This is a genomic window from Vibrio sp. 99-8-1, from assembly GCF_013114595.1.
GTDB lineage: Bacteria > Pseudomonadota > Gammaproteobacteria > Enterobacterales > Vibrionaceae > Vibrio.
Genome location: NZ_VTXE01000003.1, coordinates 23820 through 36374 on the forward strand (window position 1 = coordinate 23820; position 12555 = coordinate 36374).

Sequence of the window (12555 nt, forward strand, 5' to 3'; positions counted from 1 at the left end):
CCCTTACCCCTGGTAGGGCAAAGGCCTGTTTACTATAGGCTAGTTAGTTGCTCAACGGTATTTTCGCCATATTGCTTATCAATATCAGCGTAGTACTCTTTCATGGCATTACGGAATGGTTTGAGATCAGGGTAAGTAAATTTAACCCCTTCAGACTTAAAGAAATCGATCAGTTTTTGCTCTTTCTCTTTTACCAGTTGGTTGTTGTACTCTCCTCCCGCTTTGATGGCTTTCATTAACCAAGACTTTTCTTGTTCAGATAGGTCTGCCCAAGTGCTATCTGAAATAACAATCGCTTGATCTTGCACGACATGACTGGTCATTGCGATGTTCTTCTGAACTTCATAAAACTTCATAGACTCAATAGTCGGCAGTGGGTTTTCTTGTCCATCTACCGCATTAGTTTGTAAAGCTAAATACACTTCAGCAAATGCTACTGGAGTCGGTCGTGCTTGTGCCGATTTAGCAAAGTTTATTAGTGCTTTTGCGTTAGGTACTCGCAGTTTCAATCCTTTAAAATCGTCATATGAATTAAGAGGCTTGTTGGATGAAGTTTGACGCGAACCAAAGTACCAATTATCGATAGGTCGTAACTGGAAGTTATCGATTAGCTCACTTTTAACTTCGTTGCCCCAATTACTGTTAAAGATTTTTTGCAGGTGTTCAAAATCTCGTACGACATACGCGGTTTCTAGCACTTCTAACCTTGGTATATAACGAGCCATGCCACCAAATACCTGCATGGTAACATCCAGTTCACCAACAGAAGCTTGTTCAAGCATGTCATGTACACTCCCTAACTGAGAAGCAGGGTATACGTTCATTTTTAGCTCGCCACCAGACACTTCTTCAAGGACTTCAGCTGTTTTTTTCGCGCCTAGGTATGGCGGTGACGTTAGTGAACCTTCAAGGCCAAACATTAACGTTTTAGCCGCATAGGAAGAAAGCGGTGTTGCAATTGTCATGGCTGCAATACAGGCAGTTGCCAATTTTTTATTCCACTTCATTGTTTTGTCTCCGTAAAAGTTCTGGCTATATTGCCAGTAATATAATCATTTATGTTATTACGCTGTTATACCAGCATAGAGGTAAAAATCTATCAAATTTGAATAATTATGTGACTTATTGATGTTTATTATCAATAAGGAATTATTCGTTTATATGATTAAGTGATACTCCTGTTACTGTTCAGTTAAAATTAGTCAGAAACGGTATAGCTTTATAACCATGCCGCTCCACGAACACCGCTTGAGTCCCCGTGTTTTGCTCTTACTAGCTTGGTATGAACTTGGTCTGAAAATACATACTTTTGCCAAATTTTGGGAACGTGCGAGTAGATAGAGCTGATATTAGAAACGCCTCCGCCAATCACGATGACTTCAGGATCTATAATATTAATGATGACAGCAAAGGATCTTGCTAACTGGTCATAAAACCTAGCCATATGCTCAACAGCACATGGGTCGCCCTGTTCAGCAAGTTCAACGATCTCTGGGACGGTAAGGTTTTTATGATAAATCTGCTGAAAGTTTTGCGACACGCCTGAGCCTGAAATATAGCTTTCTAGACACTTTGTTCTTCCGCAATAGCAGATGTGTTCAGGACCATCAACGTTTTCGTCCCAATCAGGAAGAGGGTTGTGTCCCCATTCACCAGCGATACGGTTAACACCAGTGACCAGTTGGCTATTTACTACTACGCCACCACCACACCCAGTACCTAAAATTGCCGCAAAACAAGAGCTACTTGCCGATTTTGCTGCCCCATCTTTAAACTCTGATAAAGCTAGGCAATCTGCGTCGTTGGCAATTTTTACTGGCAAGTTAAAGTAATTATGAAGATCTGCTGCCAAGTCGTGTCCGTTAAGCACCTGACAATTGGCATTTTTAATTACTCCTGTGTCTGGAGATATGGCTCCAGGGCACCCAACTCCAATAGTGGAAACCGTACCGACTTGTGACTCTGCATTCTTAATTAGATTGATGATCGCATCTAAAAAAGTTCTATAGTCATTTGTTGGAGTAGGTGTTCTTTGCTGATGCAGGAGCTCTCCTTGCTCAGATAACACCACGAGTTCAATTTTGGTACCACCAATATCTAATCCAATTCTCATAATATTACTCTTCTGAGTTAAATCATGTTGTCTTCGAGTAGCTTGTTTAATAGTGTTTCTTGATCTGAAGTCAAAGCCTGAAGCGGACGACGAACCCGTTCGCATTCAATGATGCCTTGTGCTTTTAAGATGTACTTAAGACCAGAAAAAACACCCACTTTTACTAAAGTGTCTATTACCCGATTAGCTTTGGCCTGATGAGTTTTAGCTAAATCAATATCATTGTTCGCAATTGCTTCACGGATAGCGGCATAGCGCTTGCCCATAATGTTGTAAGTACTTCCGATGCCTCCTCTGGCTCCTGATAATTGACCAGGCAAGAATATTTCATCAAAGCCATTAAAAATAACTTTATCAGGATGGTTGGATGCTATCTGCTCCATTTGATAGAGATCACCAGATGTCTGTTTTAACGCGACGACATTATCTATGCTCAATAGTTGGGAAATCTGATCGGCTGTTAAGCTGACTCCGCTCATAGCGGGGAAGTTGTAAACCACCATTGGTACACCATCAGCTGCGTCAACAATTCGCTTATAGTGATCGAGCAGAGCATCAAAACTTAATGGATAGTAGAAAGGAGTGACGGCGGAAACCGCATCATAACCAAATTGTTTAGCGGCTTTGGCTAGAGTGCAGCAATCATCTGTTCTGATTGTACCAACGTGAGCAATTAGCTGTAGATCGTGTTGATTCGCTTCTGCAGTCAATTCAAGAACCTGTTGACGCTCTTCAAGGCTCATCATAAACGCCTCTCCTGTTGAGCCGCCAACATAGACACCATTTAACTGCTGATTCTTTGCGTTTTCTACTAGTGCTTGTACCCCTTTTGCATCAACGGACTCATCGGCAAAGAAAGGGGTTAACGTTGCGGCATAAATACCGTCTAAATTAATCTGGGACATACTTGCTCCTAAAACATCTTACTTATTTAATTTCTGGTGTAACTATACACCTGTTATACCAGTACACCATTAAATTGTTGCTATTTGAAGCGGTTTTTATTGACTGGATCACAATTAGTAATAAATAGATCGTGGCAATTGGTTGGATTTGGTTGCTTTGCGGGTAAAGACCTTACGGTGTATTTACTTCGGTGATTGATATCAAGCTAGGTTGATACCAATGAAGAACTTGGTAATAGCTGATGGCTCAACAGACCCTAGCTAGTAAAGAATTAGTGAGTATTAAAAGGGGATATGTTTAAGTCAGTTTGAAAGGAGGCCAAGCTTGTTTTAGCAAGCTTGGTGTTGTTTGTAAGGTAAATTATCGGTGTAATAATATGTTAGCTGTAGTAGGTGTCGTATACATTATCTAAATGAGTTTTTAATGCGGCCTCTGCTTTGTCTGGGTTATGTTCTTTAATCGCAGCGACTATTTCTTTATGATGTTGATAGCTTGTTTTCGCAAGCTCAATGGGATCTTTCACTTGCGGCCTTGCTCTAATTAACCAGTCAACCATCGCTTGGTGAATGGCTAAATAAATTGGATTTTGCGGTATTTCTGCTAAAACTCTGTGAAAGACAATATCTGTTTTACTGAATAACTCTGGGCTATTTAAACTGTTTTCATTGCTTTTCAAGGCATTTTCTAATGCTTGGATCTGCTCGTCCGACGCATTTATAGCGGCATAGCGCACCAAACTGGCTTCAAAAAATTGTCTTAGTTGTTCAAAGTGACGAAAACCGTCTGGGCGAGTAAGAAAATCTTTTGCCATACCCGACAATTCAGAGATGATGGTGTCAGCAGATGGACGGCAAGCACGCGCTCGCTCTCCACTGGTGATTTTAACTAATCCTTTGCGGCTAAGAGATGAAAGTGCCTCACGAATTGAAGGGCGACCAACATCGAACATCGCCATAAGATCTCTCTCTGATGGTAGTTGTTCACCTTCTGAAATTTCACCTTGTCGGATCATCATTTCAAGTTCTTCTTCAACTATTTCAGATAGTTTGCGTCTAGCTATAGGGCGACGTTGGACAAATTTATTCATATTTTTTTAGTTGCTTATATTTGATTAAAAATGGAAGTGATGCAGGCTAAGGCCTTATTACATCTATACATATCATGGTGTTATACCAGTGTCTAGGAGTTTACTTTTTTTCTGATGATCTCTGTGAATAAGGCGATTGTTTGTCAAAAGCACTCCGGTCAAATATAACCAGAGTGCAATGATTTACTCTGCTGCGGTAATAAACGTTGCGTATATATTTTTGCACAGTGGCAGAAGCGCTTTAATCAGCATCCAGCTCCAAATGATGATAGTAAGCGCCCCTAAGGTAAATGAAATTGGGCGATCAAAAAACTGCAACAGATTTGCGTCAGACTTGACTACAGAAGTGAGGAAATTTTTCTCCAATAATGGCCCTAGCACCATACCCAAAATAGCCGGAGCAACTGGGATACGTGCTTTAATCATTATCCAACCTAACAGACCTGAAGCGACCATCACAGTAACACCAAACCAAGAATTATTTATTGCAAATGAACCCATTACGCAGAACAGTAGAACCAACGGAGCCAGAATAGGATAAGGGACTTTAAGTACGTAAGAAGAAACTCTAATCATACCAAAGCCTAAAAAAAGCAATAAAAGATTGGCAATAAAGAATACCCCAAAAGCAGCGTATAGAATTTCGGGATGATACAGAAATAGGGTTGGTCCTGGTGCGAGATCTTTAAGGTATAAGACACCGATAATAATTGCTGCTCCTGAGTCTCCAGGAATGCCAAATACCAGACTAGGTATCCATCCTCCAGCAATACTAGAGTTGTTAGCAGATGATGCTGAAGCTATGCCTTCTTCGGAACCGTGGCCGTATTGGTCTGGATTCTTTGAAAAGCGTTTTGCAAGTGCGTAACTTACCCACGCGGCAATATCTGCGCCGGCTCCAGGAATTGCGCCAACTAATGTTCCTAACAATCCACTGCGAACAATATTGCCTTTCATTTTCCAGCTTTTTTTAAATAACTGAGATTTTTTGCTACGAATAATCTGGTATTGACTTTGGTTAGCAGACGCATCGGATTTACTTGTCACCACTTTTAAGACTTCCGCAAGAGCAAACATGCCTATCATTGCAGGAATAAATGATATGCCACCCATTAAATCAATGTTGTTAAAAGTAAAGCGAGCAAATCCCGTGGTCTGATCCAGTCCAATAGTTGCGACAAATAACCCAATAAGCAGAGAAGTAAATCCTTTTGCAGGGTTATCAGCCGCGACTAATGTGGCACAACTTAGTCCTAAACATGCGAGCCAAAAGTATTCATATGAACTGAAGTTTAAGGCAAACTTCGCCAATAATGGCGCACCAAATGCCAAGATAAGTACGCTGATAAAGCCGCCTATAACGGAAGCGATGAGTCCCAAGCCTAATGCGGTATAGGCTTTGCCTTTTTGAGTCAGTTTATGAGCATCATCGCAATAAGCGGCAGATGCCGGTGTACCTGGTATTTTGAGAAGAGCACCAGGAATATCGCCTGCAAAAATTGCCATGGTACCCGCTGACGCCATTACTGCTAATGCAGGAATTGGGTCTAAGAAAAAAGTGATAGGAACCATCAATGCTAACGTCATACTTGCGGTTAAACCGGGCATTGCTCCCATGATTAGTCCAAATGATCCCCCTCCCAAAATGGCTAAAAATACGCTGGGTTGCATTAATAAGGACAAGGCAGTTGAAATGTTATCCATAATAAATGTTCCTTAGGGACTAAAAGATATCGCCAGTTGGTAGTGGAACAAGCAAATAGTTGGAGAAAATCCAGCTAAATACTGAAACCGCGATAAATGAAATAATAAATGAAGAGACGAATTTTCCTCTTCGCATTAATGACATAAGACAGGTGGTCGTTAGCGTTGAAATGAGTACGAAGCCATATTGCTCAGCAAAAAAAACATTGCTAAGTGGGATCAACAATACAGCTACAAAGATAGCAATGAGGCTTAACCAGTTTAGCTCTGTTTTTTGTCGTGATTTGTCTTGTACAAAATAAGAAGTCACGTTCTGTATGACAAGAAGTAGTCCACAAGGAAAAAGAATTGCGGCTATGATGGAGGGGAATGTTCCGGGGCCAACAATGTTACCTGGTAGGTCGGGAAAAGCATTGGCTTTTATATAAACATAGATTGATACCAGTGTGATTCCTAATCCCCAGCATAATTCGAACAGACTGTACTGAACCGATGGTGTGCTTTTATTTAACATTAGAATGTAACCTTAAATAGGGAGGCAAAGCCTCCCTCAATTTATACTTACCTAAAAATTGGAGTGCTACTTAATAATTCCGGCTACTTTCATGGTCTTACCCATTGCGGCATCAATAGAAGCCAACTCTTTTTCCCATTTGGCGCCAGTGACTGGGAATATATTTAGTCGACGCTTATTGGCGAAGGAGTGGATCTCTTCACTATTTTGGATCTCTTTTACTAGTGGAAGAAGTTTACTTACGACCTCTTCTGGTAAGCCTTTAGGGCCAACTAAACCGTTCCAAGAACCGCTTCTCCAAGAGATATTTGCAGCTTCGTCAATTGTTGGTACTTCCGGGTAGTACTCACTGCGTTTTTCAGACATCACTACGATTCCGTCAACTTGACCAGCTTGGATCATGGCATCAGATTCATTGATTGATGTTGACGTGAAATCTACGCCGCCCGCGACAAGTTCTTGTAACGCAGGTGCTGCGCCTTCACTTGGAACCCAGCGTACAGCGTCAGGTTTTAGTCCTGCCGTATTAAGTAGACCAGCAAGGTTTAACTGCCATACTGAGCCATAGCCGCCGCCGGATGCTTTTAGTTTTCCTGGGTTTTTCTCAATATAATCAAGAATTTGCTTGGCATCGCTGAACTTTGAACCTTTTTTCACTTGAAGGCCGCCAACAACGCCGGCGAACTTGCCAAGAGGGGTGTAACTTTTATAAGTAAGATCAGTGAGACCAGTCCAGTGCATCATAGTGATCTCGGCAGTCATTAATCCAAGGGTATAGCCGTCAGGTTTTGCATTTGCTATGGCACTATGCCCGATTACACCTTGTCCACCCGTTCTGTTTACCACATTGACCGGAACCCCAAGCTTTTCTGAAAGGGCTTTGCCAACAATTCGCGCAGTTGTATCTGTACCACCACCTGCGCCCCAAGGGACGATAAGAGTAATTGGCTTCTCTGGCCATGCTGCAGAAGCGGCTGATGAGAGCAGGCTAACTGAAAGACCAACACCAGCAGCAAGTAATTTTTTCTTTGTGAATGTAAACATGGATATCCTCTATTTTGATTTTAAATTTCCATAAATGTAAGCGAACTTTGGATAGAAGAAGCTAGGTCCTTCTTCTGCCTATCGTTTGGTTGTAGGGGGAACGATTAGGTGTAACTATCGTACTGTTATACCAGTGGTATAACAGTGATGAGCGTCACATGTAAAATCTAAATGAATAAGGTTGCAGTTATAATGAATTTTGTTAATAGCAGTGATGGGATGACTAAATTAAGAGGAACTCATGAAGAATAAAGGGCTATCTAGCTATGGAACAGCTCATTTTGGAGAGTGCTTTTTCTTTTTTTAAAATTGATTATTGATTGTGAGATCACATTTTATCGAGCAAATATGATAGTTAAATTTGAATGACTAACTGGATTGAAGTTGCTACAAAATAATCGCCATCATACTTAAGAACTGTGAGGCAACTTGAGTATGATGGCTATTTCGAATAACGAGTATGGCTAGCTTATATACCAGTAACCTTTATTTACTAATTTACAGATAAACGCGATAGAAGAAGGGTCAATGCTATCGTTGAGGCGTGCTAGGTTGATTGTCTCATCATGGCAGAGTGTAGAAACCAATGTTGTTTGCTCGGGAGCGACACTAAATACTTCTCCGTTGATGTAGATAACGTTTTGGTTTTGTTGATGGTAAAGCGCTCGTAGCCCTGAAACTTTGTCAATATCTCCGCCTGCTAACAGGTGCTGAGCGATCTCTTCTGACTGCCATGGTGTCTCAGGGGGAATAATATTGAGTTGATGACGAGACTGACTTAACAAACAGCCCATAAAGTCTTCTACTCTTGCACTGTCGTTTAGTCCAGCCTTCAACATTGCGGTTAGATTGGCTAAGTCGCTGGTGGCGATCTCACCGAAGTTTTCTTGAGTCGCTAATTCTGGCTTGTGCATATGAACATCACCAATGTCATGAGCGAGAATGTAATCAGCAAAATTACTAATAAGCTCTTGTTCTTTCGGTGAACGAAAGCCAATAGAGTAACTTAGTGATGGCTCAAGTGCATAGCCATCGTGAGGAAAGCCGGGTGGAATATATAGGATGTCACCGGGCTGTAGTACATCGTCAATAATGGCATCGAAAGATTCTATTTGACGCAATGCGCTTGCACGACATGTTTCTACATACTGCCCTTGATCTTTAGCGCCAACGCGCCAGCGGCGCTTACCCATACCTTGAATAATAAATACATCGTACTGGTCAATATGTGGTCCAACGCCACCACCCTCGACGGAATAACTGATCATTAAGTCATCAAACAACCAGTTTGGTAACTGTTTAAATGGTTCTACTAGTTGCGCAGATGGCTGGTGCCAGTGATTGGCTGCTTGAACGATAAAAGACCAATGACTTTGACCAAGGTTGGCAAACTTCTCTTCATCAAAAGGACCATGTTCAGCGCTCCAGTTGTTGTTGAGATTAGAGACAAACCGTGAGTCGACCTCTTCTTCCATTGTTAACCCTGCTAATTCTTCTGGGCTAATTGGGTCGTGAAAGTGCGGAAAACCCCCTTTAATAATGGTCGGTTTTTTTTGCCAGTATTGAGTGAGAAATTCACTGAGAGAGAAAGAGAGTTGATACATTAGATAGAGATCACTTGCCATTGTTGGGGGCGGCATTGTAACAGTGTATCTGATGATCGTCTCGTATTATCACTATGAAAAAGCCGATCACCAGCTATCGGATACAAGGATTATTTTTGTTCGCTCACGAGTACTTTTTTTAGTAGATCTGCCAACTGCTGCTGCTCCTTACTGTTAAGACCCCCCAGTATCTTGTCCATATTTTCTACGTGCTTGTTGGTCACTTCATCTATGAGAGTGAGACCTTGTGTGGTGAGTGCAACTTTACAGCTACGCCGATCTTCAGCGCTGGCGACTCGCTCTACCAACCCACGTTTAACTAACTGTTCTATTCGGGTACTGACCGCACCTGATGACAGCATCAAGGTTTTGTACAGTTCTGTTGGAGTAATGGGCTCAGGACCGCTTCTTCGAATTGTCGCCAGAATATCAAACTCAATATTGCTCAGGTCATGGGCTTTAAACACAACGGCTAGTTTTTCTTTCCAGCTTTCACTTGTGCGTCGCAGTCTTCCAACAACTCCCATTGATGAGCAGTCGAGGTCGGGTCTTACGGTTAACCACTGTTGCAATATCTTATCCACTTGATCCGTCGGCATGTTGTTTCTCTCCAAAAGTATCTTTTTGAAAAAATACTTGATCGAAAGCTAAATTTCCATTACTTTTTAAAAAGAATCTTTTTGAAAAGATAAATTCACCCAGTGAGGTTAGTAATAAAAAGCATGCAATACATTAAATCTATTTTGTTAACCGCAATCGCTCCAATTGTTTGGGGAAGCACCTATATCGTGACCACCGAAATGCTGCCTGCTGAAAGCCCTTTAGTGGCGTCAACGATCCGTGCGATGCCTGCGGGAATCATACTTGTGTTATTTAGCAATGCGTACCCGCAGGGTATCTGGTGGAGAAGAATCGCTATATTGGGTCTGCTTAATATCAGTCTGTTTTTTTATTGCCTGTTTTTTGCCGCGACTTATTTGCCTGGAGGAATGGCTGCGGTTGTTATGTCTATTCAACCTTTATTGATTATGGTGTTAAGCCGCTACTACCTCTCTATGAATTACTCTGTATTGCAACTCAGTGCCAGTGGATTGGGGGCGATTGGTGTTGCGCTGTTAGTACTTAATAGCGAATCACAACTCAATATTACTGGGGTAGCGTTGGGATTATTGGGGGCATTTAGCATGGCTTTGGGTGTGGTTCTAACAAAAAAATGGGGGAAACCGAAAGAGATGACGACCATTGGTTTTACCGGTTGGCAACTGCTGTTTGGTGGTGTGGCTCTTTTGCCTACGTCGCTTTGGTTAGAAGGTATACCCCAGCAGCTTACCCTTGTGAACTATGCGGGATACGGATACTTGAGCATAGTTGGCGCAATGTTGAGCTATTTCTTATGGTTTCGCGGATTAGAAAGTTTACCGTCAGTAACGGTATCGTTTATTGGTCTATTGAGCAGCGTATCCGCTTGTTTATTAGGTTATATCGTCTTGGGAGAGACGTTCACATGGTGGCAATCTCTGGGCGCAATAGTGGTGATTCTCGCCATTGTATTAGTGGCTTCACCAACTCGCAGTCACTCAAATGTAGTGATTGAAAACTAATTATTTAAGGACACAACTATGAAAATTACTCTTGTATCAGCAAGTCAAAGACCGTCATCAAAAAGCTTAGACGTTGCCCATTATCTACAACAGCTTGCACAGGCTCATTTTTCAGACAGCACAATTTTGGATCTACAGAAAATAAATTTGCCGTTATGGAATGAAGGGGTGTGGAACAACAGTGAGGAGTGGCAGCAATGGAATCCAATAGCGGAGGAACTTAAAGCCTCTGACGCTTTTGTGTTTATCACTCCCGAGTGGCATGGTATGGCGACTCCTGCGTTAAAAAACTTTTTGATGTTGGCGACCGACGAAGAGTTGGCGCATAAACCTGCTCTGTTAGTGAGTGTTTCTGCCAGCATCAATGGAGTGTATCCCATTAGTGAGCTTCGTATGAGCGGCAACAAAAATAACCACGTCTGTTTTTTGCCGGATCATCTGCTGTTTCGGAACTGTGAGACCTTATTGACGGATGATCATCGCTGTACCGATGACGATTTTCAGCTGCGAAGTGAATATACAATGCAATTGCTTTCTAGTTATGCCAGTGCACTGAAGCCGGTGCATAGAGATATGGTGTCGATAGGAAAACCGTTCCGTTACGGTATGTAATGAACAATAGCATGGGCTATTTTTACAACCTCAGTAGTAAGCCGATTAGGCTGAGAACACCTCAGCCAATCAACCAAACATTTTTTGAGTTCGTTTATTTAGCGCCAGATGCTGATAAGGCATGGCTAAGCAAGGTGAACCGTCTTGATAGTTTATCTCTACTGATTCATTGGTCACTGCGATATGTGTAAAGCTAACCGTATGAGCATCCTCTCTGTGCATGCACGGAGAGCAATGTCCTTTCTTAGGGTCATGACTGTGGTGAAAAGCCAGTCGAGAGGTAACACTCTCATCTTCTTCATTGCAGTTAGCAAAGAGTTGTCGGCGCACTTGTCGAACATTATCAGCATCCACAGCACTAGAGATCAGGGGCGGTAGAGCGAGGCTATCGACCAGTGTTTTACCGTCCCACTGTAATGCTCTTACATGACCATTGTGGGAGGTCAATTGCGAGTCGAACACGACCAAAGTAAACGGCGCATATTGCTCAAAAGAGAGATGGCTGAAGTCGTGAATTAGAGACTCAGCAGAATGGTAATGAGCAAATGATTTAACTAACTGTCCGCGGCTAATAAGAGAGCCTTCAGGCGTTTCACCTTGATAAAAGTTCAGTAGGCAGAGGGTCAACCCAAATTCATTGGTGGCTATCCAGCTTCCCTGACCGACAGGATCAACCGGCATTAAAAAGGTGATCTCTCCTTTGGTAGTGTACTGCTGAGGAGGCAAAGCTTTCGCTCTCCCTTTCTGTTCATCCCGATTAAAAAATACCTGATAACCCGTTGGCTGTAATAACCATGACGCAGTGCACATTACGCCTGTCCTCTTAGATAGGTCGCCGTAGCAGGAGCATAGCCCAAATGTTCGCTTGTTTCGACATCGCAGTGAACGGTGATCACTTTAATTAGTGCAAAATGGTGAATGGTGTGACTTGCTACAAATAATAGCTCTCTTCTTATGCTTGACGGCATTTGACAAACTTGTTGTGTCGCGATGGATGCTTCGGAAAGAATGGTCACGGGTTTTGCCAACTGTTCTTCTTGTAGAGTCTGCAACCATGCTTCAATCTGTTTTAATTCGTCTAAGCCGGTTTGTAAGTCAGTTTCGACTTTTGCGCCACGGCGGCGGTGATCATAATCCACAACACCGACGTTTTGCTCATTTTTCACGGCAAGATAGAGATCAATAATATGACGTAGGTGCTCGCCAATGCTGCTCTGTACGTAAGGTACCGCTTTATGAACATAGTGGTTTTGGTTAAGCTGCTCACAAAGCTCTATACCTTGCGAAATAGCTTCTAAGTTACCGGAAATAGAAGGGCACACATGCTCACTGCTTGGCAACGGATTGTTATTATTCATAGTTGTTCCTTG

13 protein-coding genes are annotated in these 12555 nt (G+C 42.3%); 2 read left to right on the plus strand and 11 right to left on the minus strand.

The genetic code is table 11. The features are described from left to right. Positions 1-32: 32 nt before the first annotated feature. From F0227_RS01995 to F0227_RS02035, 9 genes are all read right to left on the minus strand, one after another. A complete protein-coding gene (locus F0227_RS01995) occupies positions 33-1007 on the minus strand; it encodes a sialic acid TRAP transporter substrate-binding protein SiaP (RefSeq protein WP_171751489.1) in 975 nt (324 codons plus the stop codon). 212 nt (positions 1008-1219) lie between these two features. Continuing rightward, positions 1220-2113 (minus strand): ROK family protein, encoded by an 894-nt coding sequence (locus tag F0227_RS02000; RefSeq protein ID WP_171751490.1) that lies wholly within the window; start codon positions 2111-2113, stop codon positions 1220-1222. A gap of 17 nt (positions 2114-2130) precedes the next feature. Continuing rightward, the gene (locus F0227_RS02005; RefSeq protein WP_171751491.1) at positions 2131-3018 is read right to left on the minus strand and encodes an N-acetylneuraminate lyase; all 888 of its coding nucleotides are present in this window, start codon (positions 3016-3018) and stop codon (positions 2131-2133) included. 380 nt (positions 3019-3398) lie between these two features. Beyond that, a complete protein-coding gene (locus F0227_RS02010) occupies positions 3399-4106 on the minus strand; it encodes a transcriptional regulator NanR (protein WP_171751492.1) in 708 nt (235 codons plus the stop codon). Positions 4107-4289: 183 nt separating this feature from the next. Further along, positions 4290-5810, minus strand: a complete 1521-nt coding sequence (locus tag F0227_RS02015; protein ID WP_171751493.1) for a tripartite tricarboxylate transporter permease — start codon at positions 5808-5810, stop codon at positions 4290-4292. 19 nt (positions 5811-5829) lie between these two features. Continuing rightward, positions 5830-6324, minus strand: a complete 495-nt coding sequence (locus F0227_RS02020) for a tripartite tricarboxylate transporter TctB family protein (protein WP_171751494.1) — start codon at positions 6322-6324, stop codon at positions 5830-5832. A 66-nt stretch (positions 6325-6390) separates the two neighbouring features. Beyond that, a complete protein-coding gene (locus F0227_RS02025) occupies positions 6391-7368 on the minus strand; it encodes a tripartite tricarboxylate transporter substrate binding protein (protein ID WP_171751495.1) in 978 nt (325 codons plus the stop codon). Positions 7369-7832: 464 nt separating this feature from the next. Continuing rightward, positions 7833-8972: a cupin domain-containing protein gene (locus F0227_RS02030; RefSeq protein ID WP_171751619.1), complete on the minus strand. Its 1140-nt coding sequence runs from the start codon at positions 8970-8972 to the stop codon at positions 7833-7835. Positions 8973-9082: 110 nt separating this feature from the next. Beyond that, entirely contained in the window at positions 9083-9571 is a 489-nt protein-coding gene (locus F0227_RS02035; protein WP_171751496.1) for a MarR family transcriptional regulator, read from the minus strand. A 114-nt stretch (positions 9572-9685) separates the two neighbouring features. Here F0227_RS02035 and F0227_RS02040 point away from each other — a divergent pair, with 114 nt between their 5' ends. Both F0227_RS02040 and F0227_RS02045 read left to right on the plus strand, forming a co-directional pair. Continuing rightward, complete coding sequence (locus tag F0227_RS02040) at positions 9686-10573, plus strand: EamA family transporter (protein ID WP_171751620.1); 888 nt, start codon at positions 9686-9688, stop codon at positions 10571-10573. Between the two features lie 18 nt (positions 10574-10591). Further along, positions 10592-11185: an NAD(P)H-dependent oxidoreductase gene (locus tag F0227_RS02045; protein ID WP_171751497.1), complete on the plus strand. Its 594-nt coding sequence runs from the start codon at positions 10592-10594 to the stop codon at positions 11183-11185. A gap of 69 nt (positions 11186-11254) precedes the next feature. Here the strand turns inward: F0227_RS02045 and F0227_RS02050 are convergent, their stop codons facing one another. Both F0227_RS02050 and F0227_RS02055 read right to left on the minus strand, forming a co-directional pair. Beyond that, positions 11255-11995 carry an NRDE family protein gene (locus tag F0227_RS02050; RefSeq protein WP_171751498.1) on the minus strand — a complete coding sequence of 247 codons (741 nt, stop codon included), beginning with the start codon at positions 11993-11995 and terminating at the stop codon, positions 11255-11257. Continuing rightward, positions 11995-12543 (minus strand): DinB family protein, encoded by a 549-nt coding sequence (locus tag F0227_RS02055; protein WP_171751499.1) that lies wholly within the window; start codon positions 12541-12543, stop codon positions 11995-11997. The genes F0227_RS02050 and F0227_RS02055 overlap by 1 nt, the downstream gene beginning before the upstream one ends. Positions 12544-12555 lie beyond the last annotated feature (12 nt).